This window comes from Allokutzneria oryzae, from assembly GCF_042429765.1.
GTDB lineage: Bacteria > Actinomycetota > Actinomycetes > Mycobacteriales > Pseudonocardiaceae > Allokutzneria > Allokutzneria oryzae.
The window spans coordinates 388,292-414,871 of record NZ_JBHLZU010000020.1; the positions used below are offsets into that span (position 1 = coordinate 388,292).

The 26,580-nt window shown below is 69.6% G+C and carries 22 protein-coding genes and 1 tRNA gene; 15 read left to right on the forward strand and 8 right to left on the reverse strand.

The genetic code is table 11. The features are described from left to right. Both ACFFQA_RS26270 and ACFFQA_RS26275 read right to left on the reverse strand, forming a co-directional pair. Nucleotides 1–649: response regulator (locus tag ACFFQA_RS26270; RefSeq protein WP_377857724.1), on the reverse strand; the 649-nt coding region annotated here is incomplete at its 3' end. A 1-nt stretch (nt 650) separates the two neighbouring features. Beyond that, nucleotides 651–1,892 carry a sensor histidine kinase gene (locus tag ACFFQA_RS26275; RefSeq protein WP_377857574.1) on the reverse strand — a complete coding sequence of 414 codons (1,242 nt, stop codon included), beginning with the start codon at nt 1,890–1,892 and terminating at the stop codon, nt 651–653. Between the two features lie 191 nt (nt 1,893–2,083). Between ACFFQA_RS26275 and ACFFQA_RS26280 the strand changes: the two genes are divergently transcribed. Continuing rightward, entirely contained in the window at nt 2,084–3,607 is a 1,524-nt protein-coding gene (locus ACFFQA_RS26280; protein ID WP_377857577.1) for an ArnT family glycosyltransferase, read from the forward strand. Nucleotides 3,608–4,023: 416 nt separating this feature from the next. After that, entirely contained in the window at nt 4,024–5,634 is a 1,611-nt protein-coding gene (locus ACFFQA_RS26285) for a diguanylate cyclase domain-containing protein (protein WP_377857580.1), read from the forward strand. Nucleotides 5,635–5,865: 231 nt separating this feature from the next. On the opposite strand, the gene ACFFQA_RS26290 is transcribed toward ACFFQA_RS26285, so the two are convergent. Both ACFFQA_RS26290 and ACFFQA_RS26295 read right to left on the reverse strand, forming a co-directional pair. Further along, a complete protein-coding gene (locus ACFFQA_RS26290; RefSeq protein ID WP_377857583.1) occupies nt 5,866–6,831 on the reverse strand; it encodes a DUF6528 family protein in 966 nt (321 codons plus the stop codon). An 89-nt stretch (nt 6,832–6,920) separates the two neighbouring features. After that, complete coding sequence (locus ACFFQA_RS26295) at nt 6,921–7,559, reverse strand: TetR/AcrR family transcriptional regulator (protein ID WP_377857586.1); 639 nt, start codon at nt 7,557–7,559, stop codon at nt 6,921–6,923. A gap of 77 nt (nt 7,560–7,636) precedes the next feature. Between ACFFQA_RS26295 and ACFFQA_RS26300 the strand changes: the two genes are divergently transcribed. From ACFFQA_RS26300 to ACFFQA_RS26320, 5 genes are all read left to right on the forward strand, one after another. After that, nucleotides 7,637–8,380, forward strand: a complete 744-nt coding sequence (locus tag ACFFQA_RS26300; RefSeq protein ID WP_377857589.1) for a response regulator transcription factor — start codon at nt 7,637–7,639, stop codon at nt 8,378–8,380. Beyond that, nucleotides 8,377–9,804, forward strand: a complete 1,428-nt coding sequence (locus tag ACFFQA_RS26305; protein WP_377857592.1) for a sensor histidine kinase — start codon at nt 8,377–8,379, stop codon at nt 9,802–9,804. The genes ACFFQA_RS26300 and ACFFQA_RS26305 overlap by 4 nt, the downstream gene beginning before the upstream one ends. A gap of 93 nt (nt 9,805–9,897) precedes the next feature. Next, nucleotides 9,898–11,094, forward strand: a complete 1,197-nt coding sequence (locus tag ACFFQA_RS26310) for a cytochrome P450 (RefSeq protein WP_377857595.1) — start codon at nt 9,898–9,900, stop codon at nt 11,092–11,094. A 36-nt stretch (nt 11,095–11,130) separates the two neighbouring features. Beyond that, complete coding sequence (locus ACFFQA_RS26315) at nt 11,131–11,328, forward strand: ferredoxin (RefSeq protein WP_377857598.1); 198 nt, start codon at nt 11,131–11,133, stop codon at nt 11,326–11,328. A gap of 5 nt (nt 11,329–11,333) precedes the next feature. Further along, a complete protein-coding gene (locus tag ACFFQA_RS26320; protein ID WP_377857601.1) occupies nt 11,334–12,506 on the forward strand; it encodes an NAD(P)/FAD-dependent oxidoreductase in 1,173 nt (390 codons plus the stop codon). Here the strand turns inward: ACFFQA_RS26320 and hrpB are convergent. Further along, a complete protein-coding gene (gene hrpB / locus ACFFQA_RS26325; protein WP_377857604.1) occupies nt 12,503–14,923 on the reverse strand; it encodes an ATP-dependent helicase HrpB in 2,421 nt (806 codons plus the stop codon). The genes ACFFQA_RS26320 and hrpB overlap by 4 nt on opposite strands. 31 nt (nt 14,924–14,954) lie before the next feature. On the opposite strand from hrpB, the gene ACFFQA_RS26330 reads away from it, so the two are divergent. Together ACFFQA_RS26330 and ACFFQA_RS26335 are read left to right on the forward strand one after the other, a co-directional pair. Then, nucleotides 14,955–16,175 (forward strand): glycosyltransferase family 2 protein, encoded by a 1,221-nt coding sequence (locus ACFFQA_RS26330; RefSeq protein WP_377857607.1) that lies wholly within the window; start codon nt 14,955–14,957, stop codon nt 16,173–16,175. Between the two features lie 85 nt (nt 16,176–16,260). Further along, nucleotides 16,261–17,583 carry an MFS transporter gene (locus ACFFQA_RS26335; RefSeq protein ID WP_377857611.1) on the forward strand — a complete coding sequence of 441 codons (1,323 nt, stop codon included), beginning with the start codon at nt 16,261–16,263 and terminating at the stop codon, nt 17,581–17,583. On the opposite strand, the gene ACFFQA_RS26340 is transcribed toward ACFFQA_RS26335, so the two are convergent. Beyond that, nucleotides 17,580–18,275 carry a VIT1/CCC1 transporter family protein gene (locus ACFFQA_RS26340; RefSeq protein ID WP_377857614.1) on the reverse strand — a complete coding sequence of 232 codons (696 nt, stop codon included), beginning with the start codon at nt 18,273–18,275 and terminating at the stop codon, nt 17,580–17,582. The genes ACFFQA_RS26335 and ACFFQA_RS26340 overlap by 4 nt on opposite strands. A 188-nt stretch (nt 18,276–18,463) precedes the next feature. On the opposite strand from ACFFQA_RS26340, the gene ACFFQA_RS26345 reads away from it, so the two are divergent. Together ACFFQA_RS26345 and ACFFQA_RS26350 are read left to right on the forward strand one after the other, a co-directional pair. Then, on the forward strand, nt 18,464–19,228 hold the full coding sequence (locus ACFFQA_RS26345) for a DsbA family protein (protein ID WP_377857617.1): 765 nt from the start codon (nt 18,464–18,466) through the stop codon (nt 19,226–19,228). A 134-nt stretch (nt 19,229–19,362) separates the two neighbouring features. Next, nucleotides 19,363–19,435 (forward strand) — tRNA-Ala (locus tag ACFFQA_RS26350). 591 nt (nt 19,436–20,026) lie between these two features. Here the strand turns inward: ACFFQA_RS26350 and ACFFQA_RS26355 are convergent. Both ACFFQA_RS26355 and ACFFQA_RS26360 read right to left on the reverse strand, forming a co-directional pair. Next, the gene (locus ACFFQA_RS26355; RefSeq protein WP_377857620.1) at nt 20,027–20,740 is read right to left on the reverse strand and encodes a hypothetical protein; all 714 of its coding nucleotides are present in this window, start codon (nt 20,738–20,740) and stop codon (nt 20,027–20,029) included. Between the two features lie 109 nt (nt 20,741–20,849). Further along, a complete protein-coding gene (locus tag ACFFQA_RS26360; RefSeq protein ID WP_377857622.1) occupies nt 20,850–21,248 on the reverse strand; it encodes a hypothetical protein in 399 nt (132 codons plus the stop codon). An 831-nt stretch (nt 21,249–22,079) separates the two neighbouring features. On the opposite strand from ACFFQA_RS26360, the gene ACFFQA_RS26365 reads away from it, so the two are divergent. From ACFFQA_RS26365 to ACFFQA_RS26380, 4 genes are all read left to right on the forward strand, one after another. Continuing rightward, nucleotides 22,080–22,952 (forward strand): MmyB family transcriptional regulator, encoded by an 873-nt coding sequence (locus tag ACFFQA_RS26365; RefSeq protein WP_377857625.1) that lies wholly within the window; start codon nt 22,080–22,082, stop codon nt 22,950–22,952. Nucleotides 22,953–23,156: 204 nt separating this feature from the next. Next, the gene (locus ACFFQA_RS26370) at nt 23,157–24,092 is read left to right on the forward strand and encodes a quinone oxidoreductase family protein (protein ID WP_377857628.1); all 936 of its coding nucleotides are present in this window, start codon (nt 23,157–23,159) and stop codon (nt 24,090–24,092) included. 68 nt (nt 24,093–24,160) lie between these two features. Further along, a complete protein-coding gene (locus ACFFQA_RS26375; protein ID WP_377857631.1) occupies nt 24,161–25,090 on the forward strand; it encodes an NADP-dependent oxidoreductase in 930 nt (309 codons plus the stop codon). 100 nt (nt 25,091–25,190) lie between these two features. After that, entirely contained in the window at nt 25,191–26,252 is a 1,062-nt protein-coding gene (locus ACFFQA_RS26380; RefSeq protein WP_377857634.1) for a Kelch repeat-containing protein, read from the forward strand. The last annotated feature ends 328 nt before the right edge of the window (nt 26,253–26,580 follow it).

The following is a 26,580-nucleotide window of genomic DNA, read 5'->3' on the forward strand; positions in this document are numbered from 1 at the left end:
AGCGGGTTACCAGGCCCGCGTCGTAGGCGAGTAGGCCCGCTTGGGTTCTGTTGGCGCACTCCAGCTTCACCAGGAGGCGGGAGACGTAGCCCTTCACCGTCGCTTCGCTCAGGTGCAGTTTGGCGGCGATGTTGGCGTTCGACAGGCCTTCGCCGAGGCAGGTCAGCACTTCCGACTCGCGTTCGGTGAGGTCGTTGACCAGCGCCAGCGCCTTGTCGCGCGCAGCCTGTTCGTCCGAGGAGGCCGCCACCAGCCGCTTCGCGGCCGCGGGGGAGAGCACCATGTGACCGTCGGCCGCCACTCGCACCAGGCCGATCAGGTCCTCCGGGGGAGTCGACTTCACCAGGAAGCCCGACGCGCCCGCGCGCAGTGCCCTGATCACGTACTGGTCGGCGTCGAAGGTGGTGAGCGCGACGACCGTCGGCGGGCTCGGCATGCGGTGGATGCGCTCGATCGCGGTGAGCCCGTCCACGCCCGGCATGCGCAGGTCCATCAGCACGACGTCCGGCCGGTGGCGCACAACGGACTCCACCGCCGCCGCGCCGTCGTGCGCCTGGTCGACGACGTCGATGTCCTCTGCGGAGCCGAGGATCGTGCGCAGGTGCGCGCACACCATCGGCTCGTCGTCGACGACCAGCACCTTGATCACGTCACGGTTCATCGTGTGGGCCCCCGACCGTCGGGACGTAGGCGGGAAGTATCGCATCGACCTCGAAGCCACCACTGTCGGTCGGACCGGCCCGCAGCCTGCCGTGCACGAGCTCCACCCGTTGCTTGAGACCGAGCAGGCCCGAGCCGGAGCCACTTCCGATCAGGCTCGGATCCACCGGCGAGGTCGCCTCGGAGTTCCGCACGATCAGCCGCAGGCGGTCGCCGCTGTAGCGCACGTAGACCCGCACCCAGGCACCCGGCGCGTGCTTGCGCGCGTTGGTCAGCGCCTCCTGGACGATCCGGTACGCCGTCCTGCCCACCACCGGTGAGGCCTCGAACCGGGTGCCGTCCTCGATCAGCTCCGTGCGCACGCCGACGGACCTGGACTCCTCGACCAGCGCGGTCAGGTCGATCACCGTCGAGTCGGAGCCGTCCTCGGGGATCACCTCGTCGGTCCTCGGCCCCGCCCGCAGCACGCCGACGAGGTCGCGCAGCTCCTCCAACGCCTGGCAGCCCGCCGCGCGCAGCTCCTCCGCCGAGTTCCTGGTCGCCTCGTCCGCCGCCGTGATCCGCAGTGCGCCCGCCTGGAGCACCATCAAGCTCACCCGGTGGGTGACCACGTCGTGCATCTCCGTCGCCAGCTTCACGCGTTCGTCCGCGCGGGCCTGCTCGGCGAGCAGGTGCTGCTCCCGTTCCGCGCGTTCCGCCCGCTCCGTCAACGCGTGGAACAGCCGGAGCCGCTGACCGTTGTAGAGGCCCAGCATCGCGGGCAGGACCGTGTAGAGGATCGCGGCCGGCCGCACGTCGAACTCGGGACTGTCCAACGGAAGCAGCTGCCACGGGCGCATCGCGATGACCAGCATGACGGCCGTCATCAACCAGGCAGACCACTTGCGCTCGGCGTACTTCATCGCGCCGTAGATCGCGAACGACGTGGCCAGCGGCAGCCACGGCCGGGCAACGTCGTTCGGCGCGACCATGATGCCCGGCCACAAGAGCTCACTGGCGAACATGATCAGCGCGGCGACTGTGGTCACCGCGAGGCAGGACAACGGCGCGGTGCGGCGGAAGAACAGCAGCGTCAGCGGCACCAGCAGGTCGAGCGCGATCGAGTACCAGAGGATGTCGCTCAGCGGTGGCCGCACCGACACGATGACGAGGCCGATGACGCCCACCACGAACGACAACGGCGCGATGTCGAACCCGAAGTCTCGCCAGGTCGGCCACAGTGGACGCTTCACCGTGGTGACGGTACTGGCGGGAGTGGCGACTCGGAGCGCCGCGACGCCCTTCGACGGTGGCCAGACCATACGAAAGTAGCCCCGGCCCGTCCCTGCCGAGACTTTGGTCGAACTGAGTGCACACCTTGCGCGCTGGCAGCGCTGTTGTGGGCGCGGTCGAATACCCCTGGCCGTTCGAAGGGGAGGAAACGATGGGGTCGACGGTACGACGGGGTGGCACGGCCGAGGGGGTGTCGGCGCGGGAGGGAGCCGGCGTCCCCTCGGTCGCCTGGGGGCCGGTGCTGGGCGTGACCGCGGCGCTCGGTCTGGTGCTGTTGCTGTTCAGCGGGCGCTACGGGTTTTTCGGTGACGAGCTCTACTTCATCACCGCCGGTCGGCATCTCGACTGGGGGTATGCCGACCAGCCACCGATGCTGCCGTTGCTGGCGCTGGCGATGGACAACCTGTTCGGTGGCTCCGTCGTCGGGCTGAGGCTGCCCGCGACGCTGATCACCGCCTCTGGTGCGATCACCGCGGCGCTGCTCGCGCGGGAGTTCGGCGGTAGGACAGGCGCACAGGTGGCGTCCGCGGGCGCCTACGCCTTCTCCGCCGTCATGCTCGGCAGGCTGCTCGCGACGTCCACTGTGGACCCCGTGCTCTGGGCGGTCGTGCTGCTGCTGGTGGTCCGGTGGGTGCGCACGCGCAACGACAAGCTGTTGCTCTGGGCCGGTCTGGTGACCGCCGTCGCGATCCAGGTGAAGTTCCTCATCCCGGTGCTGTGGGTGGTGCTCGGTGTCAGCGCGCTGCTGCTCGGCCCGCGTGACCTGCTCCGGAGGCCCCTGTTGTGGGTCGGCGCGCTGCTCGCCGTGGTGGTCACCGTGCCGACGCTGCTGTGGCAGGCCGCCAACGGCTGGCCCCAGCTGGAGATGCGCGCCGTCGTCGCGGGGGAGTCGGAGCTGTTCGGCGGGCCACTGCTGTTCCTGCCTGCGACCCTGCTGACCGCGGGGCTCGGTGTCGGCACGGTGCTGGTCTTCTACGGACTGTGGCGGCTGTTCCGCTCCCCGGAGCTTCGCGACTACCGCTTCCTGGGGCTGACCGTTGTCGGGCTGGTCGCGGTGTTCGCACTCACCGGCGGGCGCATCTACTACTCGGCGGGAGTGTTCCCGCTGTTGTTCGCGGCGGGCTCGGCGGAGCTCCAGCGCCGCCGGACCGGGCGGTGGCTGCCCTGGGTCGTGTGGCCCGCGTTCGGGCTCTCGGCGGTGCTCGCGGTGCAGTCCCTTCCGCTGAAGGCGGAGTCGGAGCTGGACTACCCGAACATCGGGGTCAAGTTCGAGAACTTCACCGACAGCGGCCAGTTCGGTTGGCCGGAGCTGGCCGACGCGGTGGCCGGGGTGTATCGCGCCCAGTCTCCGGAAAAGCAGCGCGACACGGTGCTCGTCAGCAACTCCTACTGGGAGGCCAGCGCCCTGGCGTACTACGGACCCGAGCGGGGGCTGCCCGCCTCCTTCAGCCCGCACCGCGGTTTCTCCTACTTCGGGACGCCACCGGAGAACGCGAAGAACGTCATCTACTCCGGAGAGGACCCCGGTCCGCTACGTTTGCAGTTTGCATCGTGCACGAAGAACGGTGCGGTCTCGACCCGGCTCGGCATCGTCGACGGAACGCCGATCTGGCTCTGCGAGGGCTTCACCGGGAGCTGGGCGCGGCTGTGGCCGACGCTGCGCAGGATGGCCTGAGCTGGCCCGCTCTCCGCGGGTTCCCGCCCCGCGGAGAGCTTCCCCGCGCCATCCGCTCGGGTGACGTTGCACACCGTGATCGCATGAATCGGCCCGGGGTTCGGGTAACGATGCGCATTGCAACGTACGGGTGAGGTCGCGCTAATCGAGTGAGAGACCCCCTTGATCGTGGATCAAACAATTACCGGCCGTGAGAGTCGCGTGCGCTATCGAACGCGCTGGTGAGGGGCCGTTTGGCGGACAAATCCGCATGTTGCACACGGTCCTGATCAACGACCCGCGACACGCCCCGATCGATCTAATTCCATAACCTTGATGTGGCAGGTCGTTCCCCGGCGAATTGGTCGACAGTCGGACCCGGCGATTACTACAGTGAGTTGTCCGTGTTCGGTCCTTTACCGACTGTGACTGGGGTTATGGACAGGAAACGATTCGCCATGATCGCCGCGACGGCGATGACTTTGGCGATCGTTGTCGTGATCCTGGCGGGTTTCCGGTTGCTGCCCCCGGTCTCCGTGCTCGCACTGGACAACTTCGCCCAGCTCTCCGCGGGAACCGCGGGCACCCTCTGCTGTCTGCTGTCCGCGCGCGGCAGGCACGGCAGCGACCGCAGATGGCGGCTGATCATGGGCGCGGGCTGGGGGATCTGGACCCTCGGCCAGGTCGTGTGGACCTGGTACCACGTCGTCCTGCGCAGCCAGCCGCCCCAGCCCTCGCTCGCCGACATCGGCTACCTGATCATGCCGGTGGTCGTGCTGGTCGCCCTGCTCGTCTTCAGCGACCACCGCCAGCCCGGCTCCGTGGTGCTGGCGATCGATCGGCGGCTCACCAGGGCCAGGGTGGTGCTCGTGCTCGACGGCCTGATCGTGGTCGGCTCGCTGTTCATCCTGACCTGGACAACGGTCATGGAGTCGATGGTGCGGGCCAGCTCGCCGTCCCCGCTGGCCTTCGCCGTCGCGATCGCCTACCCGCTGATCGACATCGTGCTGCTGGTCATCGTCGTCATGCTCGCCACCATCCGGCTCGTCGGGCGGCGGCTCCCGCTCGCGTTCATCGGCATGGGCGTGATCACGCTGTTCGTCTCCGACTGCATCTTCGCCTACCTGGTCAGCGCGGGCGTGAAGGAGATCCCGGCCTTGGCGAACTTCGGCTACATCACCGCCCCGGTGCTCTTCGCGCTCGCCGCGCTCGCCCCGGCCAGCTCCGTGCCCGTCGCGATGTACGCGGCCCCGCCGCGCCGCGCGGATGGCAGGCTGCCGGTCGTCGAGTGGGTGCACGTGCTGATGCCGTACCTGCCGCTGGTGCTGACGGGCTCGCTCATCCTGGTGCGCACCGCCTTCGGCAACGCCCCCGGACCGCTGGAGATCTACCTCGGTCTCGTGGTGATCGCCCTGGTCGTGGTGCGCCAGCTGGTCACCCTGGTCGAGAACATGTGGCTGCTGGACCGCATCCGGCAGAGCCAGCGCCAGCTGGAGCACCAGGCCTTCCACGACTCGCTGACCGGCCTCGCCAACCGCGTGCTCTTCCGCGACCGCCTGGACCACGCCATCCACCTCGGCTCCCGGCGGGGCCACCCGGTCACCCTGCTCTTCGCCGACCTGGACGACTTCAAGATCGTCAACGACGGCCTCGGCCACGCGGCGGGCGACGCGCTGCTGCGGGCGATCGCCGACCGGCTGCGCTCCTGCGTGCGCTCCACCGACACGGTCGCCCGGCTCGGCGGCGACGAGTTCGGCATCCTGCTCGACGAGGCGGAACGGGCCGACAAGGTCGGCGAGCGCCTCCTCGAAGCGCTGCGCGTGCCCTTCGTGATCGGCGGAGAGCACCACCTGGTCCGCGCCAGCATCGGCCTGGTTCGCGCCGACCCGCAGGAACGCGGTCTGACCGCCGACGTCCTGCTCGGCCGCGCCGATGTGGCGATGTACAGCGCGAAGCGGCACGGCAAGGGCACGCTGGTCACCTACGAGCCCGCACTGGGCGTCACGCCGACCGTCGCCCCGCGCCTCGCCGGCTCCACTCCCGCCTGACACCCGGCCCACAGCGTTCGCGTGGCCTGGCCGACGCGCCCAGGTTTTCGCGTTTTGTAGTCTTAATGCGCGAGAGAGCGCTCCCATTTCGCATCATGACTACAAAACGCGAAATGAGGGGTGCGCGCGTGTGATGGGTGTGGGCACCAGGGGCGGCGAGGTGGTTGCGAGACACGGCCTGGTCCCGATGGGCTCCTGGTGTCCCGAAGGGGGCGCGGGGGAGGCGTGGGGTTACTGGTAGGCGGCGTACCAGAAGCGGGCCTTGTAGAACTCCGCTCCCGTCCGCGTGCGCTTCATGTCGCTGCCGAAGAAGTCGATCGTGTCCGTGCACCAGGACGTGCGGCAGCCCGACTTCGGCTTCGCCTCGATCACCTGGTTCGTCGTCGGGTGGTTGCCGACCGCCTTCACGCCCGAGCGGTTCACCGCGGCCGACTGCGGATAGTTCTCCGTGAAAGCGTTGGTGGACTTGACGAACTGGTAGACCTTCGAGCCCGTCGTGACCCAGAGGCGGTCCTTGTCGCCGTAGACCGGCTGGAGGTCGTGGCCGCCCTTCGTCGGCAGCGCGATCTTCTTCGCCTCCGACAGGGTCGGGCTCGCCGCCGTGCCGCCGACCTTCAACGCCACCAGGTGGTGGTCGCCGAGCGCCCAGAGCAGGTTGGCCTGCGGGTCCCAGAGGACACCGTGGCCGCCGGGGAGGTCGTACTGCGCGTGCTTCGTGGCTCCCGCGCCCTGTGACGCGGCGTAGAGCCTGATCCAGCCACCGTGGCTCGCCGCCGCCGCGACGTTGCCGTTCGGCAGCACCTCCGCCGCGTGCGGGTTGTCCGCTCCCGGCACCGCCACCGACCACTTGCGCTTGCCCGACGGGTAGGCGGCGACGCCGAGGAAGCCGCCCGAAGCGGCTGTGACCAGGACATCGCCGCCGTGGTGGGAGTTCGACCGCAGCCGGGCGTCGGACGGGTTGGACCAGCCCCCGGTGGGGAAGCCGTTGGCCGAGGTCGGCGACCAGGACCACTTCGTCGCCGCGCCGCCGCCCCAGCTGCTCACCGCCGGGTCGAAGATCATGATCTTCTTGCTCGCCTGTTCGGTGGTGACGACGTTCACGGTCGCGTCGGGGCCGGGGTCCGCCACTGCGGGGACCGACAGCGCGCCCGCGCCCAGGACCGCGCCGAGAACGACACCGGTGAACCTGTTGAGCACGACAAACCCCTTCCGGTCGGCGACGACGAGCAAGGTCTACCAGCAGTTTCGCGTGGGCGACCACGGTTCGGGGCTGGCGGCAAACAACCTTACGAAAGCGCTGCCGCGCTCGTCCGGTCGAAGTGCGCGAGGCCGCGCGAGGTCAGGTCGATCGCCTTGTACAGCTCCTGCCGCACCACGTCGGGATCCTCGCAGTCGACCGCAGCCACGCGGACGGCTGCCAGGATGCCGCCGATCACCGAGCCGACCATCACCGCAGCCTCGTACGGGGTGAGCCGGTTCGGGTAGACCGCGCACAGCGCATCCGCCATCTGCTGCTCCACGGCCAGCAGGCGGTGCAGTGCGTGCGCTTGGAGTGCGGGCACCGACTTGAGCAGCGAGATGCGCAGCGCCGCCGCGCCCGAGGTGATGTCCTGGTTCCACACCGTGGAGAGCAGGTTCTCCTTCAGCGCGCGCACCAGGAGCTCGCTGGGGCTCTCGCTGCCGTCGCAGGCGGCGATGGTGTTCATCACCAGTTCCGCGCGCTCCACCGGGTGGGTGAAGAGCACGTCCTCCTTGCTGGGGAAGTGGTCGAAGAACGTCCGCGTCGACACGTCCGCCGCGGCGGCGATCTGCGCCACCGTCGTGCGCTCGTAGCCCTTCTCCGCGAACAGGGCGAGTGCGGCTTCGACAAGCGCCACCCTGGTGCGCTGCTTCTTGCGTTCCCTCAGACCCTGCTCCGCCGTCACGACGGGCAGGTTACTGCATTGACTGCGAAACTGCATTCATTGCAAACATGCAGTGGATGCAGTGTAATGATCTCGTGGTGGGTGTTGGAGGGGACACGCGCGTAGCGGAGCCGGACGCGGCTCCGGTGGTACGTGCCAGGGTGCTCGTGGTGGACGACGAGCCGCACATCGTGGAGCTGCTCGCGACGACGCTGCGCTTGTCGGGGCACGAGGTGACGACCGCCCGCAGTGGCCAGGAGGCGCTGCGGCTGATCGAGGACGAGCGCCCCGAGCTGGTGATCCTCGACGTGATGCTGCCGGACGGCGATGGCTTCGAGCTCTGCTGCACGATGCGGCGCCGCCATCCCGGGGTTTCCGTGCTGTTCCTGACCGCGAGGGACTCCACAGAGGACAAGGTGCGCGGCCTGGGCATGGGCGGCGACGACTACGTCACCAAGCCGTTCAGCGTCGCCGAGGTGCTGGCCCGGGTGCAGGCGGTGCTGCGCAGGACGCGCGGTGAGGCCGCCGTCGAGGAGCCGGTGCTGCGCTGCGCCGACCTCGAACTGGACGAGCGGGCCTGCGAGGTGCGGCGGGCGGGCGAGTACGTCGAGCTCTCGCCGACCGAGTTCAAGCTGCTGCGCTACCTGCTCGTCAACGCCGGGCGCGTGCTGTCGAAGGCGCAGATCCTCGACCACGTGTGGCGCTACGACTTCGGTGGGGACGGGTCGGTGGTGGAGAAGTTCATCTCCCGGCTTCGCCACAAGATCGACACGGCCGGTCGGGTGCGGCTGCTGCACACGGTGCGGGGCTTCGGCTACAGCCTCCGGCCGCCGCGCGCGTGAGCCCCGTGCGGCACCGGATCGGCTCCCTCCGGGGCAGGCTGCTCTCCACGATCATGGTGCTGACGACGCTCAGCATCCTGGTCGTCGACGTCGCCGCGCTGTTGTGTATGCAGTTCTACCTGCAAGAACGGGTGGACTCGGCACTGTTGACCATCGACCACCGTGTGCGCGACCTCGACCTGCGGCACCTCCCACCGCCCACGGAGTCGATGCGCACGCTGAGGTCCTTCGGTCCCAACGCGAACTACGTCGCACTGGTCGGGCCGGGCGGTGTGGTCCTGGACTCCGCGGCCGCGGATGGGCCGTCCGGACAGCCCGAGCCCGCTCCGGAGCTGTCCAGGGAGCTGCTCTCCGGCCGCGCGCTCGTCACGGTGCCGTCGGTCGCCGAGCACGGACCGCAGTACCGCGTGCTCGTGAGTCCGCTCGCGGAGCCGGTTCGCTTGTGGGGGCAGGACGATCCGCGTCGGCTCGTCGCGATCGTCGTCGCCACCTCGTTGCGCCCCAACGCTGATGCGCTCGGCCAGCTCGCCGTGTTCATCGCGATCGCCACCGTCGCCGTGGTGCTGACCGTGGGCGTGCTGTCCCTCGGCGCGCTTCGGGTCGGGCTGAAACCGTTGCGGGACATGGCATCCACCGCGAGTGCCATCGCGACCGGCGACACCGCGCGGCGCGTGGAGCTCACCGATGCGGGGCGCGAGGTCGAGCAGCTGGCCGACGCGATCAACCGTGCCTTCGACGCCAGGGAACGCTCCGAGGAACGGTTGCGCTCCTTCGTCGCGGACGCCTCGCACGAGCTGCGGACGCCGTTGACCACCATCAGGGGCTGGGCGGAGCTGTACCTCCAAGGCATCGACGACCCCGCGCTCGTCGAGCTGGCGATGTCGCGGATCAGCGACGAGTCGCTGCGGATGCACTCCCTGGTCGAGGAGCTGCTGCTGCTCGCCAGGCTGGACAAGGGGCGACCGCTGGACCGCGAGCTGGTGGACCTCGCGCAGCTCGCCTCAGAGGCCGTGTCCGACACCCGGATCATCGATCCGGCAAGGGAGATCACGCTCAATCTGTCCACAGTGGACGCCATGGTCCCCGGAGACGCGGACCGGTTGCGCCAGGTGCTGCGCAACCTGTTGGGCAACGCGTTGCAGCACACGCCGCCTGGCAGCGCGGTGCACGTCAGCCTGCAGCCGGTCGGGGACGCCGCCGTCGCCCTGTCCGTCTCCGACGAGGGGCCTGGACTCGATCCCGCGCTCGCCGTGCGGGTCTTCGAGCGGTTCTACCGCGGTGACCCGTCCCGGGGGCCGGGTGGGTCCGGGTTGGGGCTGAGCATCGTCAAGGCGATCGTCGAGGCGCACGGCGGCTCCGCGCGCGTGGAGTCCGTTCCCGGCTCCGGTGCCACGTTCACCGTCACCCTGCCCCGGCGGTCCTGACGCACCTGTCAGCAAGACGTCAGCTTCCGTGCGGGTTCGCGTCAGCCGACCCTGGTGACCTGGAGGCACACCGCGAGAAAAGGGAGTCCCACCATGAGCTGCCCCGTCTCCCACCCGCCGCTGCCGACCCAGCGCGTGGACCCGCTGATGCCGCCGCCGGAGTACGCCGCCTTCCTGGAGGAGGCTCCGATCACCAAGGTGCTCGACTTCGTCGGCCAGGAGGCCTGGCTGGTCACCCGGTACGCAGACGTCCGCGCAGTGCTCGGCGACCCGCGTTTCTCCTCCGACTTCATCCCGCCGGAGCTGGCGGGCGTCGCGCGTCCCGACGAGCCGGTCAAGCCGTTCATCCGGCTCGACCCGCCCGAGCACACCCGCTTCCGCCGCGCGTTGACCGGGGAGTTCACCGTCCGGCAGATCCGGCTGCTCGAACCGGGCATCCGGCAGCTGGTCGAGGACCGGCTCGACGAGCTGGAGCGCGCCGGGCACGGGGCGGACCTGGTGGAGCTGGTGTCACTGCCGATCCCGTCGCTGGTGATCTGCCAGCTGCTCGGTGTGCCCTACTCCGACCACACCCGGTTCCAGGAGGACAGCAAGCAGCTGCTGACCAAGGACCTGGCGCCCGAGGAGCGGATGAAGGCGGGCAACCGGCTGCGCGAGTACATGCTGGAGCTGGTGCACCTCAAGCAGCGCGAGCCGGACGCGGCCCTGATGACCAGGCTCATCGAGCGTTCCGAGGAGATGGAGCAGCCCTTCAGCGACCTGGAGCTGGCCTCCATCGGCCTGCTGCTGCTCATCGCGGGCCACGAGACCACCGCGAACATGATCGCGCTGACCACGGTCGCGCTGCTGCGCCAGCCGGAGAAGGTCGAGGCCCTGCGCGCCGATCCGTCCACAGTGGACAAGTTTGTCGAGGAGGCGCTGCGGCTGCTCACCATCGTGCAGCACGGCGTCCGGCGGCTGGCCACCGAGGACATCGAGGTCGGCGGAACGCTCATCCGCAAGGGCGAGTGGGTGCTCGCCTCGCTGGCCGCGGGCAACCGGGACCCGGAGGTCTTCGCCGAGCCGGACGAGCTCGACCCGACCCGCAAGCGCATCACGCACCTGTCCTTCGGGTTCGGGCCGCACCAGTGCCTGGGCCAGCAGCTGGCCAGGGTCGAGCTGCAGATCGCACTCGCCGCCTTGTTCCGCCGGTTCCCGACGCTGCGGCTCGACCTGCCGGAAGGCGAGGAAATTCCGTACAAGCACGACATGTTGATTTACGGAGTGCACCGGCTGCCCGTCGCTTGGTGAAGGATGGGACGGGTAGGAACGACGAGGAGTGTTCTGATGCGAGTCGAGATCGATGAGGACAAGTGCTGCGGAGCCGGATCGTGCGTGCTCTCCGCTCCGGACGTCTTTGACCAGCGGGACTCCGACGGGGTCGTCGTGCTGCTGATGGAGCGTCCCGGCGAGGAGCTGCGCGAGGCCGTCGAGGAGGCCGCCGAGCGCTGTCCCGCCGCCGCGATCACCGTGCTGGAGCAGTGACAGGCGTGACCACGGTGCAACGGATCGTTGTCGTCGGCGCCTCGGCGGCCGGTCTCGGTGCCGCCGAGGCGCTGCGCAGGCGCGGCTACGACGGCCACCTGACCCTGGTCGGAGCCGAGACCCACCTGCCGTACGACCGGCCCCCGCTGTCCAAGCAGGTGCTCTCGGGGGCGTGGGAGCCGGAACGCACCCAGCTGCGCGGCGATGACAAGATCGCTGACCTGCGGCTGGACCTGCGCCTGGCGACCAGGGCCTCCGGGGTCGACGCGGCCGGGCGGCAGGTGCTGCTCGACGGCGGCGACCGGGTCGGCTACGACGGCCTGGTGATCGCCACCGGCGTGGTGCCGAGGACGCTGCCCGGCACGACCGGCCTCGGTGGCGTGCACGTGCTGCGGACCCTCGACGACGCGTTGTCGCTGCAGGTCGAGCTGCTCGCCGGGCCCCGGCTGGTCGTGGTCGGGGCCGGGCTGATCGGCTGCGAGGTCGCCGCGACCGCGCGCAAGCTCGGTCTGGACGTGACCCTGGTGGACCCGCTGCCGGTGCCGATGACCCGTCAGGTCGGGCCGCGCATCGGAGAGCTGGTCGCGAACCTGCACGCCGAGAACGGGGTCCACCTGCGCTTCGGTGTCGGAGTGGAGTCCGTGCTGTCGGAGGCGGGCAGGGTCACCGGCGTCGTGCTCACCGACGGCACCAGGGTCGACGCCGACGCGATGCTGGTCGGCATCGGGGCCACCGCCGTCACCGACTGGCTCGACGGCAGCGGCATCCCGGTCGACGAGCTGGGCGTGCGCTGCGACGCGTACTGCTCGGCCGCGCCCGGCGTGTACGCGGCGGGCGACGTGGCGTCCTGGGAGCACCCGGTGCTGGGACGGATGCGGCTGGAGCACCGCACCAACGCCACCGAGCAGGCGATGGCCGTCGCGGCGAACCTCCTCGGCGCACAACAGGAGTACCGGCCGCTGCCGTACTTCTGGAGCGACCAGTACGACACGAAGATCCAGATGTTCGGCTGGCCGCTGCCCGGCGACGAGATGGAGATCGTCGAAGGGTCACCGGAGGAGGGGCAGTTCATCGCCGCCTACCGCCGCGACGGCGCGCTGACCGCCGCCATGGGCTGGAACTCCGCGCGGGGCCTGCGCCCCTACCGCCAGGAGCTCATGCGGGCCATGGCCGGCTAGCCGGGGGTGGGCGGAGCGACGGGGTTCTCGGGCCAGCGGTGCTTGGGATAGCGGCCCCGGAGCTCCGCCCGCACCTGCGGATAGCCGTTCCGCCAGAACGACGCGAGGTCCCTGGTGACGGCCGTGGGGCGCCCGGCGGGGGAGAGCAGGTGCAGCAGCACCGTCACTCTGCCACCCGCGATCCTGGGCGTGTCCGTCCAGCCGAAGGCGTGCTGCACCTTCACCGGCAGCACCGGCTCCGCGCCCGAGTAGTCCAGCTTCGCCTTGGTCCCGGACGGCAACGCGATCCGCTCCGGCGCCAGCTCGTCCACGCGCCCGGCCAGCGACCACGGCACCAACCGCCGCAGGGCCGCGCCAGCATCGATCTTCGCCAGGTCCGCTCGCCGCCGCGCCTGGGACAGGTCCAACCACTCGTCCACAGTGGACAGGAGGCTCGCCTCGTCCACCTTCGGCCACTCGCCGCCGAGCGCCTCGTGGAGGAACGCCAGCCGCTGGCGGAGCCTGCTCGCGTCCTCCGACCACCTCAGCAGCGCGGTGCCTTCCTTGCGCAGTCCATCGACGAGTGCGTCGTGCACTGCCGATCTGTCCGGAGTGGACAGTGGCTTCTCGTGCAGCACGATCGCTCCGAGCCTGCGCACCCTGCGGGCCACCACGTCGCCGTCCTGCCAGCCCACCTCCTCCGCTTCGGAGAGCAGGGCGCGCCCGGCCGACACCGCCAGTGTCTCGTCGGCCACGGCGGCCAGTCGGATGCGCCCGTGCCGCTTTCCGGGTTCTCGGTCGGCGACCGCCACGGCAAGCCACTCCGCGTCGGTGAGCGCGCTTCCGGGTGGCAGCTCCACGGCTGTCCCGCCCGCCAGCAGGTACACCGGTCCGCCGCCGGTCCTGCGCTTGGCCAGCCGCTCCGGATGGGCAAGGGCCACAACGAGGGCTGGGTCCGGTTCGCGGTCCTTTCCGCCTCGCGCCTGGTTCTTGAGCCGGTCCACCTCGCGGCGCCAGCGTTGTGTCGCTGGGCTGCCAGACTTCAAGCGCTGCAACGATGTTCTGATGTCCACATCGGACGCAAGCGTGTCGTCGTCGAGCAGGGCGACGACCTCGGCCGCTGCTCGCGCGCCAACTGCCGCCGCTCCGTCGATCAGCGATCGTGCCAGTCGCGGGTGCAGTCCGACCTCGGCGAGTCCGCGTCCGCGTTCGGTCAGTTCACCGCGTTCGTCCAGTGCTCCCAGGGCATGGAGCACCTCGCGGCCCGCGTTCAGCGCTCCGGCGGGGGGAGCGTCCCACCACGAGAGCGCGGAGCCGTCCGGTGTGCCCCAGCTCGCCAGCTCCAGCGCCAGGCGGGTCAGGTCGGCCGTGCGGATCTCCGGCTCCGGGTGTCGTGGCAGTGTGCCGTGCTCGTGCTCCGGCCAGCAGCGGTAAACCACGCCGGGGGCTTCGCGCCCGGCTCGGCCCGCGCGCTGCTCCGCGACCGCCGTTGAGACGCGAACCGTTGCCAGCCCGGCCATTCCCCGCCTGTGGTCCACTTTGGACACTCGGGACAGGCCCGCGTCCACGACGATCCGGACGCCCGGGACCGTGAGGCTCGACTCCGCGACCGCCGTGGACAGGATCACCCTGCGCTGGTCGCCCGGTCGGAGGGCCGCGTCCTGCTCCGCGCTGGGCAACCGGCCGTGCAACGGGCGGACCACAACGTCGCGCAGGCCGCTCAACGCTTCGCCGACACGGCGGATCTCCGCCGCGCCAGGGAGAAACACCAGCACGTCACCTGTGCAGTCGGCGAGCGCCGCGCGCACCGCCCGAGCGACGGTGCCCTCGATGCGTTCGCGGCTCGCGGGCGCCACATAGCGGGCCTCGACCGGGAAAGCCACCGAAGGCACGCGCAGAACCGGGGCCGACCCGAGGAGCTCGGAGACCTGTTCGGCCGCGACCGTCGCGGAGGTCGCCAGCAGGCGCAGGTCCTCGCGCAGCCCTGCGCGCGCGTCCACCAGCAACGTCAGCAGCAGGTCCGCGTCCAGGTGCCGCTCGTGGATCTCGTCGAGCATCACCGTGTCCACGCCCGCGAGCTCCGGATCGGCCTGCAACCGCCGCACAAGCAGGCCGGAGGTGACCACCTCGACCCGGGTGGACGCCGACACCTTGCGATCGCCGCGCACCGAGTAGCCCACGGTCTCGCCGACCCGCTCGCCGAGCAGGCTCGCCATCCGCGCCGCGGCGGCCCGCGCGGCCAGTCTCCGCGGCTCCGCGACGACAACTCGCGCACCGCCCGCTGCCAGCGCCAACGGCACGAGCGTGGTCTTGCCGGTTCCGGGCGGCGCTACTAGGACGGCGGTGCCGTGCTCGCTCAGCAGCGCGCCCACCTCGTCAAGTACCGCACGTACCGGCAGGTCGGGAAGCTGATGCCAATTACTCGCGATTGCGACCACGGAACGGCAGCCTGCCAGGCAGACTGCGAGCATGCCTCGTGCCACCCGCAAGTCCGGCAAGCTGCTGAGCCGCACCGCCACGTTCGTCGCCACGGCTTCGGTCCTGCGCACCGCTTACGCCCTGGTCACCCTGCGCCGCATGCGGCCCATCGCCGCTGAGCCGCTGCGCGAGCAGCCCACCGTCTCGGTCATCGTCCCGGCCAGGGACGAGGAGGCCGTGATCGACAGGTGCCTGACCGCGCTGCGGGCGCAGACCCACAAGGCGCTGCGCATCGTGGTGGTGGACGACGGATCCGCCGACCGCACCGGGGCCATCGCCGCCAGGCACGCCGAGGAAGACCCCCGTGTCCGCGTGGTGACCAGCGACGGGCCGCCGGAGGGTTGGGCGGGCAAGGTGCACGCGATGCACGTCGGCGTCACCGCTGCCGACTCCGCGCCGGACTGGCCGGACGCCTCGGGGCCGACCGAGTGGCTGCTGTTCTTCGACGCCGACACCACGGCGCACCCCGAGCTGGTGGGCCGCCTGCTCACCACCGCGCTCGCCCGCGAGGCCGACCTGGTGTCCACGCCGGGGGTGACCGACCGGGTCCGCTTCGAGCACTGGACCGTGCTGCCCCCGGCGATCGCGATGATCCTGGAGACCGCGGGGCCGGACGGCAGGGGACTGCTCGCGTTGGCGTACGGGCATTGCATGTTGTTCCGCCGCGACGCCTACGAGCGGGTCGGCGGCTGGCCCGCGCTGGCGGGCTCGCGCGGGGAGGACGTGGCGATGGCCACGCTGCTCCGCGACCAGGGCGCGCGGACGCTGGCGGTGGACAGCCAGGGCATGCTCGGCAACTCCGGCATGGACGGTTTCGGTGTCCTGTGGCGGTCGCTGCGCAAGAGCTTCGTCGCGGGCAACAACGGTGACGTGCGGGTGCTGGGCGCGGGAACCGCGTGGCAGGCCCTCTACAGCGCCGTGCCGATCGTCGCGCTGACGAGGGGGCTCCGTCGCCGCAGAACCGGGCTCATCGCCGCGGGAGCCGTCGCGTGGGGGGCGCAGGCGATCACGCACGCCGCGGTCGCCCGCACGCTCAACCAGCCCGCCGTGAGCGGACTGGTCGCGCCGCTGGTCGGGACCGCGTTCGCCGGGCTGCTCGGTGACTCCGTGCGGACCGCGCTGGACAGGTCCACCACCTGGCGGGGCCGCCCGGTCGTGGCCAAGGGAGCGGAGCCGCTGTTGCGCGTGGGCCGTCGCCAGGGTGGTCAATAACGGGCGAACACCGATCGGAGCACGAAACCGGTTGCCGAATGGCTTACTCTTAGCTCTGCTAACGAGAGCAGTAGGAGGCACAAGGGTGAGCACGGCCGCCGAGACCGCACCGCCGGAACAGCTCCCCAACCGCCTGCCCAACGAGGTGTGGGTGCTGGTCGCGGCGAGCTTCGTGATCGCGATCGGCTTCGGCATCGTCGCGCCCGCGCTGCCCAGCTTCGCCGCGAGCTTCGACGTCGGCGTCACCGCGTCCTCGGTGGTGATCAGCGCCTTCGCCTTCACCCGGCTGGCGTTCGCCCCGGTCAGCGGCAGGCTGGTGGCGTTCTTCGGCGAGCGCCCGGTCTACGTGTGGGGACTGCTGATCGTGGCGGTCTCCACCGGCGCCTGCGCCTTCGCCGGGGAGTACTGGCAGCTGCTGGTGCTGCGCGGGCTCGGCGGGACCGGCTCGACGATGTTCACCGTCTCGGCCGTGGCGCTGCTGATCCGGCTGAGCCCGCCGCACCTGCGCGGCCGCGCGTCGGGGGTGTGGGCGACCGGCTTCCTGCTCGGCAACATCACCGGCCCGATCGTCGGCGGCGGCCTCGTCGGCATCTCGATCAAGCTGCCGTTCCTCACCTACGCCGTTGCGCTGATCGTCGCGGCCTTCGTCGCCTGGTTCTTCCTGCGCAAGTCCACCCTGGTCGCGCCGGACCGCGATGACGCCCGCCCGCTGCTGACGGTGCGCGAGGCGGTCGGCCACGGCACCTACCGCGCGGCGCTGGCCTCCAGCTTCGCCAACGGCTGGACCGTGTTCGGCGTGCGCATGGCGCTGATCCCGCTGTTCGTCACCCAGGCGCTGCACGAGAACGAGACGTGGGCGGGCATCTCGCTGTCGGTCTTCGCAGGCGGCAACGCGCTCGTCCTGCTCTTCTCCGGCCGCCTCGCCGACTCCAAGGGTCGCAAGCCCCTCGCGGTCGCCGGTCTGCTCGTCGCGGGCGGCGCGATGATCTGGCTCGGCTACACCGACTCCATCCCGAGCTTCCTCGCGGCGTCCCTGGTCGCGGGCTTCGGCGCGGGGCTGCTCAACCCCGCCCAGAGCGCCGCGGTCGCGGACGTGGTCGGCAGCGAGAAGCGCGGCGGACCGGCGCTCGCAGGCTTCCAGATGGCCGCCGACGTCGGCACGATCCTCGGCCCGTTGCTCGCGGGCGTGATGGCGGAGAACCTGTCCTTCGAGACGGCCTTCGCGGTCACCGGCATCACGATGCTGCTGGCCCTGGTGCCGTGGCTGCTGGCCCCGGAGACGCTGCCGAAGAAGGCGGGCGAGCACACGGCGACGGAGGTGGCAGCGGAGAGCGGCTGCCTCGACGAGTGCCCCGAGGTGCCGACCGGCGAGCGGGTCGCGGGCAAACCGCAGCAGCCGCAGCCCTAGCTGACTCCGACCCCGATCAGCATGCCGACCAGGTAGGTGGCACCGGCGGCGACCGCGCCGAACACCAGTTGGCGCACGCCGTTGTACCACCAGGACCGCGTGGTGAACTGCGACACCAGTGCCCCGGCGGCGAACAGGCCGACCCCGCCGACAAGCAGCCCGAGCAGCAACGAGTCCGATCCGAGCAGGAACGGGACCAACGGGAACAGCCCGCCGACGGCGAAGCACAGGAACGACGAGACGCCAGCGACCACCGGCGACGGCTGCTCATCCGGGTTGACGCCGAGCTCCTGCGTGATGTGCACGCGGACGGCCAACTCCGGGTCGGCGTGCACCTCGGCGGCCGCCCGCTCCGCGGTCTCCCGGCTGAGACCCATCTCCACGTACATGTCCACCAGCTCGGCCTCCTCCGCGCGGGGGTTCGTGCGCAGCTCGTGGCGTTCGGTCGCCACCTCGGCCCTGACCGCGTTGTTCTGGGTCTCCACCGACGCGTACTCGCCGAGCGCCATGGAGAACGCGCCCGCGACCAACCCGGCCATGCCCGACAGGATGATGACCGTGCTGCTCGCGCCCCCGCCTCCGACTCCGGCGACAAGGGCGATGTTGGTCACCAAGCCGTCCATCGCACCGAAAACGGCGGGCCGCAGCCAGCCTCCAGACACGTCGGTGTGCGTGTGGCCGATCTCGTCCATACCGCGACGGTAAGTCGTCGCAGCCGAATCAGGACAGCCTTGCGAAGGTGTGCCTGGCCTGCCCGGATGTACTGCGCTTGTACCCTCGCCACACGGTGATGTCACCCACTGCCGTGTTGTCTGTCCGGCGGGGAAGTGCACAGCAGAAGTCCGGCGTTGACCGGAAACGGAATCGGGAGGAAGCCGACGTGGGCGGAGCCCAGCGGAACGCGCGCAACAAGAAGAAGCAGGCCGCCAGTGCGGTGGCGGCGGCGCGCGGAACAAGCAGCGACCGGAACAAGGTCATCATCGGCGTCGTCGTGGTGGTGCTGCTCGCGGTCGGTGTGATCGGCGGCGTGCTGCTGACGAACCAGGCCGCGGGTGCGATCCCGGTCGTGGAGGCCAAGGCGGACTACCCGGTGCAGCGCCAGGACGGCGTCGTGGTCGTCGGCAAGGACACCGCCAAGGCCACGATCGACGTGTACGCGGACTTCCTGTGCCCGGCGTGCGGCCAGTTCGAGAAGATCTACGGCGAGCAGATCGAGGAGAAGGTGACCGCGGGCGAGCTCAAGGTCCGCTACCACCTCCTGCCCTACCTGGTCCGGATGTCCAACCCGGAGGGCTACTCCAGGGACGCGGCCAACGCGGCGCTGTGCGCGGCCGACGGCGGCAAGTTCTCGACCTACTTCGCGAGCCTGTTCGGCAAGCAGCCCTCGGAGGGCGGCAAGGGCTACGACGACGACCGACTCGTCGAGCTCGGCAAGGCCGTCGGCGCGGGTGGCGACTTCGAGCAGTGCGTGCGCGGCAACCGCCACGACGCCGCGGGCGAGACGGAGCTGAACGCGTTCGTCAACAACCCGGCGTACCAGGACGCCGAGGGCCGGACCGGGACCCCCACCGTGGCCTTCAACGGCAAGAAGATCGACATCCGCGAGGGCGGCTGGCTGGACAAGATCGTCAACCCGGCGGGCTGATCGCGGCATCAGTGCAGGTCATCGGCCTGCGGGAGGATCTTGCACCCCCCGATTTCGTAGTTCTGGGGTCGGTCGTATATGGTGTGCATGCACGCGAACGAGAGATCGGGAAGCGAGCGAAAGATCCTCCTCAAGGGGCTGTAGCGCAGTTGGTAGCGCACCACACTGGCAGTGTGGGGGTCAGGGGTTCGAATCCCCTCAGCTCCACTTTGGAGAGAGAACCGGGTGATCTGCTTATAGGCAGGTCACCCGGTTTCTTTTTGTCCATTGTGGACGGTCTACTGTGGACTCTCGTGTCGGCGGTGGACGGCTAACTGGAGCAAAACTGGAGCAGATCGCCGAAATCGGCGAAATGGGGTCAGATTTTCTGCTCCACCCCATCTGGGTGATCCTGCGCCTGTGGGTAGCTCAATGTGTCTTCTGTTCGCCCGCTGCAGGCATGGTGCCGCCCTTGGAGGGCCAGGGGCCAGCCACGTCGATTCTGGCGACAGTGGCTGAATCCGGGCGGCCTGTGTCCCCTTGGACCGGAGCGTGGTGGACGGGATGTGCGCTCCGGGTATGAGACGTGATCCGGGGCGATGGTGACGTGGAGGTGCACGAGAGGCGCTGGGCTGAGTGGCCGTGCGCATGTTCGTAGTCTCGACTGGGCGTTGCACTGGCTTGTCTTCGCACCCGGGTCAGGTGGACGCGAGTAGCAGTCCTGTTTGGATAGCCGCGTCCCGCCTGAGCGGGTGATCGGTCAGTCATGGGCTCCTCATGCCCAGCGAGCCGCGCGAGCTTGCGGACAGCTGGGCTGCGTCAGTGACTCCGCTTTCCCAGGCTCGGCAGGCCGCCCCGGACCACCGTGACGCGCGCTGCCGCGCTGATCCCGGCCTTGCCGGTCGCCGCGGGCGTGTTCCGGATGCGGTGCCGTTGCCGGTCCTGGCGCAACAGCTCCACCACCTCCTGGGAGGTGGGTCTGCGGCTCACGGTGCGGTTGCTGGCGCGAGGAGCCAGCAGGATCTTGACCCGCCGCCCGGAACGCAGGCGCTCCTCGGGTCGCAGGGGCTCGGAGCACCACGGACACTGTCGCAGCACGTGCATCTTCCAGCGGGGCACGGTGCGCTGACATCCCCGGCACGACACCGGCTGACACTCGCGGTGGTAGTACTTCTCCCTCGCCGTGTCCCGAGACTTCGTGCTGGCCATAAGGCCGCCACAGCCCCGGCACTCCCACGTCGATGTTGTCGACTCCGAGACCTTGAACTTCGTCGTGGTGGTGGCCTTCCGCTTCGGCGTGGCGGTCCTCGACGCGGCGGTCTTCTTGCGGCGCGGGGCGGGCAGCTCCAGCTTGAATCGCTTGGCCTGGGCGAGGGCTTGGTCGATGTCGTCCAGGCCGGTCAGGTAGAGCAGGTCCTCGCCCAGTCTCTGGAGCAGGAACCGCTGCCCGACCTCCAGCTGGTCGCGCCGGCGGGCCAGCTCGGTGTAGGTATGCGCGGTCCTGGCCAGCTGAACTTGGTCGTCACGGTTCACCAGTCACCTCCCGACGAACGCCTTCCACTGTGACACAGGCCACCGACATGCCGGGATCGTCTATTCGAAGCCCTCCGACAATCGGCTGGTCAGCTGGATGCTCCGAAGGTCAGCGGAGGCGTTTGAACAACGGCTGGCCCTTGCCAGCGGCGACATGGGCGCTCAAGTGTCGACACGGCCGCTGCCGGAGGCCCGGATGCACTTCTGGCGCGCGCCGAGCCAACGCCCGAGGCACGGCGGGCGTGGTCGCGACATACAGCTGGTCGGTAAGCCACTCGACGCCCAGCCAGAACCGCGGAGGAAGCACGGTCATGTCCTCACGGAAGATCGAGATGTAGAACCCGACGCTTCGGCGGGAGGGCTGCTTGAACTGTTTCCAGAACTCGGCCTCGTCCTTGCCGATCTGCCCAACGCGGGTCCACTCTCCCCCGAAGCAGCCGTCCTCCAGTTCGGGCAGCTCGTTCGCGGTGGAGATCCAGCACGCGCCGGTGAAGGAGACAGAAGGCATGCATAGATCTTGAGTTTTGTCTGTGGACGGCACCAGCGTTGGCAGGCAAAACCCGAGGAAAAGGTCTGTTCAGGCCGCTCCTCGGTCTGGATGCGAGGCGACAAGCTCGCCGCCGATGTCGCGCTGGCCGCAGGCGCAACGCCGTGATGAGGGCCAGCACCGACGCCCAGGGCTCTGGGCTTGATCACCACAAACAATGCAAAAGAGACCAGGATTTGCTCGCAACGGGCGACCAATCTGGTCCCATCCTTGGATGCCGGCGGGATCACCAAAGGATGGGGCTGGGGCTGACCAGCAGTTTTGCGCGGGCCGCACCGGTTGCCAGAGGATCTCGAGACGCTCCCGAGCTGCCCAGGGCCAGCGGTTGGAGTGGTGATTGCCTTGACGCCCTACTTCTAGGGGTGCTGATCGCTGGAGGACTTGGGTAAGCCGACGGTGCCCCGACAGCAACTCGGACACGTTCTGAATGCGGGGCGGCGTATGAATTAGCCAGATCAGGACACCTCATCCGCGATCAAGCCGTACGGGGGCTGGTCTGCTCGTCGGGAGAAGCGGACGACGATGTCGTCGTCGACTGAGGCGGGCGGAGCGTTGTCCACGACGAGGGTTCTTTCCCTCCTTTCCTTATTGATCCCAGGTGACTGGTCTGGAGCAGGCAGCCTGGTCACGTGACGCAGTGCTCAGATGTGGCGTGAGCACATACTGCTGGTCAAGGGCGGAGCGGCGTGGCAGTGAACGACGTCGACCGTCGCCGAACGGTCACCAGGTGTCCGTCAAGCAGGGGTTGTCGTCCCCTTGTTCCGCCTGTTCGGCAGCGGAAATATTGAACGCGTGAACCTGCCTGAACTTGGGATCTTCCTGCAATCACGGCGTGCGCGGATCACTCCGGCGGAGGTCGGGTTGCCGACCGGGCCGCGTCGCCGGGTGCCCGGCCTCCGCCGGGACGAGGTCGCCCAGTTGGCAGGTGCGTCGGTGGACTACTACATCGAGCTGGAACGCGGTAGGGGGGCACAGCCGTCGACTCAGATGCTGGCGGCTCTGGCCCGCGCGCTGCGCCTCGACAGCGACGAGCGTGACCACCTGTTCCGGCTCGCCGACCGCCCGGCGCCGACCACGCACAGCACGGCGGTGCACGTGCAACCGGCCATGCTGGCGCTGCTCGACCAGCTCGGTCCCACCCCGGCGCAGATCATCACCGACCTGCACGAGACCCTCGTGCAGAACCGGTTCGCCGCGGCGCTGATGGGGCCACCTGTGCAGGGCAGCGGGTACCCGGCGAGCTTCGTGTACCGCTGGTTCACCGAGCCCGACTGCCGGTTGATCTACCCGGATGAGGATCACCCGCACCACTCCAAGGTCCTGGTGTCCGATCTGCGCGCCGCCGTGGCGCGCCGTGATCGCGACGCGTGGTCCACGGAGATGGTCTCCCGGCTACGCCAAGCCAGCCAGGAGTTCGTCGAGCTGTGGGACACCGGGGACGTCGCCGTGCGCCGGGGCGACCGCAAACGCGTCATCCACCCCACGCTGGGCGTCGTCGACATCAACTGCCAGAACCTGTTCAGTGAGGACGGCAGGCAGCGGTTGCAGTTCTTCACCGCACCACCGGGAAGCCCGGCGGTCGAGCAACTGCGCTTGCTCGCCGTTATCGGTACCCAGGAACTCGGCAGCGTCTCACCTGACACCGAGGCGACCACCACGCCGTAGCCACAGCAGTGTTCCGGGTGCGCGCTGGCCGGCGCCCGGTTCACGAGGCTGCCAAGAACCCTCTTTCCCCGGGGCGAAAGCGAACCGGCTTCCGTCACGGTCGATTTGCCATGCCCTGGTGTCGCAACGCCTTCTCCGGCGGGCACGTTCGCTCGCTGATCCATCACCGCCCTCGACGAGGGCCGGACCCCAAGGAGCTGCACTGTGCGCGCTCTCGAAGTCACCTCCTTCGGTGCCCCCGATGTACTGCGCCTCGTCGAACGACCGGACCCCAGGCCGCGTTCCGGCACGGTGCGGGTGCGCATCCACGCCACCGCCGTCAATCCGGTCGATTGGTGGGTGCGACGGGGCACTATGGCCGATCGCACGCCGCATCTGTCGTTCCCGTTCACGCTCGGCTTCGACATCGCGGGCACCGTGCTGGACAGCGCTGACGGGTTCACCGCTGGACAGCGTGTGGTGGGTCTGTACCCGTGGTTCGTCGAAGGTACGGGCCAAGGAACGAACAGCGAGATCATCCACGCCGATCCGAGGTGGCTGGCGCCGCTTCCGGACGCCGTGGACTGGGCCACTGCCGCCACCGTCCCGCTGAACTCGCTGACTGCTCGCCAGTCGCTGGACCTCCTTGGCCTCGCCCCGGGCGCCACCGTCCTGATCACCGGCGCCAGCGGTGCCGTGGGCAGCTTCGCCGCCCAGCTCGCCGTGGCTGACGGCGCTGAGGTCCTCGCGGTCGCATCCTCCGGCGACGAGGCGTACGTCAGTTCCCTGGGGGTCGAGCACGTGCTCTCCCGCGACGAACCGCACAGACTCGTCGAAGCCATCCGGAAAGCCACGCCGCACGGCGTCGACCGGGTGTTCGACGCCGCCCTCATCGGCACACCGCTGCTCGGTGCCGTCCGCGACGGCGGTGGTTTCGTCTCCGCCGTGGAGGCTGTCGCCCCGGCTCCCGAGCGCGGCGTCACCGTCGTGGGTGTGCACGCCAAGCCCAACAGCGCCCAGCTGGCGGACGTCATCGGCCGTGTCGCGGCCAGGGACCTCCACACCCGGGTCGCCGAGGTGCTGCCCATCGCGCAAGGCGCGCAAGCACATCGCCGCGTCGAAGAGGGCGGCTTCCGGGGCAAGCTCGTTCTCACCTTCTGACCCCGCCGCTCGGTGATCACCACCAGCGCGTCGCGGACATCACCCCTTCCCAGTTCCAGGAGACAGTCATGCGTGTCATCACCCAGCACACCTTCGGCGACCCGTCGGTGCTCAGCATCACGAATGCCGCCCGCCCGGAACCGAGCTACGGGCAGGTGTTGGTCAAGACCGGTGCGATCGGGGTCAACCCGGTCGACGGGCATGTGCGTTCGGGGGCGCTGCCGATGCTCGGCGAGCCGCCGTTCACCATCGGCTGGGACGTCGCCGGCACCGTGGAGGCCGCCGGGCCAGGTGTGTCCGCTTTCGTCCCCGGCGACGAGGTCCTGGGCATGCTCGCCATGCCGGGCGCGGGAAACACCTACGCGGAGTACGTCCTCGCCTCGGTCAACGAGATCGTCCGCAAGCCCGCCACTCTCACCGTCGAGCAGGCGGCAGGACTGCCGATGGCGGGCCTCACAGCCTGGCAGAGCCTCGTCGGTCTCGCGGGGCTCCAGCCGGGGCAGCGGGTGCTGGTGCACCGTGCGGCAGGCGGTGTCGGTCACCTCGCCGTGCAGATCGCCAAGGCCCTCGGCACACACGTGATCGGCACGGCCAGTGCGGGCAAGCACGACCTGCTGCGCCGTCTCGGCGTGGACCAGCCAGTGGACTACCGCACTCGGGACTTCACCGAAGTCGGCCCCGTCGACGTGGTGTTCGACCTGGTCGGAGGCGAGTACGGCGAACGCTCCGCAGGCATCGTGGCCGCCGGCGGTGTACTGGTCAGCGCCTATCCCCAGAACACCGGCGTCACACCGGAACGGATCGCCGAGCTTGGCATCCGGCACGCCGTCACCTTCGTGCAGCCGTGCGCCCCCGACCTCGCCCAGTTGGCGGCTCTCACCGAAGCCGGAGCGCTCACCGTCCACGTCGACCACGTGCTGCCGCTGGCCGAGGCAGCCAAGGCACACAACCTCGTCGCCGCGGGCACGACCACCGGCAAGGTCGTCCTCGTGCCCTGATGACTGGCTCGGCTCCCCTGGACAGCCGACCTCGCTCTCTCACGTCGCCGCCCACCAACAGGCTCAGCGGCGGAAAATCCAAGGCAAGCAAGGAGTTCTCGTGAAGAAGTGGACATCCCTGTTCCTCGGCGCCGTCTTGGCGGCCGCTCCGGCTGTGCAGGCCCATGCGCACCCGAGTCACCTGACGCACCCCGGCGTGACACCCGCGGTGACCGATCCGTTCTACGGCAAGGGATGGCAGCGGCTGGCGCCGATCGCCGGCGGGCCACGCCAGGAGCACAGCGTCGCCGCGGTCGGTGACAAGGTCTACGTCCTCGGTGGCGTCCTCGCCGACAGTAGCTTCACCACCACCGGGAAAGTCGAGGTCTACGACACCGAACGCGACGTTTGGTCGGGCGCGGCGCCGATGCCGGTTCCGATGAACCACCCCAACGTCGCGGTGGTCGGCGGCAAGGTCTACGTCCTCGGCTGCTTGTCCGGCGGAGCGTCGTGGCAGGCACTGCGCGACAGCTTCGTCTACGACCCGAACACGAACCGGTGGACGACGTTGCCGCCGATCCCAGCGGGCATCGAGCGAGGCAGCGCCGCGGTGGGCGTGCACGGAACGAAGATCTACCTCGCGGGTGGCATGCGAACGCTGAATCCTGGTCCTGGAGGTCTCCAAGACACAGTGGCCACGGTGACGTCCTATGACGCCGTGACCGGCCGATGGGAAACCCTGCCGAGCCTGCCGCAGGCGCGCGACCACGTTGGTGGAGCCGTCATCGGCACGAAGTTCTACGTGCTCGGCGGCCGGGATCGGGGACAGGTGAACGTGCGGGACACCGTCTATGCATTCGACCTGCGTTCCCGGCGCTGGTCCGAGCGGGCAGCGATGCCGACCGCGCGCGGCGGCATCGCCACCGCGGTGGTGGGCACCAAGATCTACACGTTCGGCGGAGAGGGCAAACAGGACGGAACCAACCCGAACGCCGTCTTCAACGAGACCGAGGTCTACGACGCCCTCCGCGACCGCTGGCAGCGGCTCGCACCGATGCCGGTGCCGCGTCACGGCACAGCCGCCGTCGCCGTAGGAGGCACGATCTACATTCCCGGCGGCGGCACCGCAGGCGGCGGCAGCCCAGCAGACGTCAACGACGCCTACCGTCCCACACTCTGGTGAGTCTGAGCAGCAACCTCGCAGCGCGAAGGCCCCTCAGGCACCTATGACGGCAAAGCCCACTCTCCTGCGGTGACCGGCGCCGCTGGCGCGGCCGCGATCTGGGTTGCGTTGAGCCACGCTTCACACGGCAACAGGTGGAGCAAAACTGGAGCACGGGCACGCGTTGAACCGCACCGAACTGCGTTGAACGGTAGTCATCGGAACCGGTGCTGCCTGTGGTGCAAGGGTTCTCGCTGGTGAGAGTCCTTTGTGGACTGACTGGCAGTGTGGGGGTCAGGGGTTCGAATCCCCTCAGCTCCACTTGGAGAAAGAAACCCGGTGACCCGTA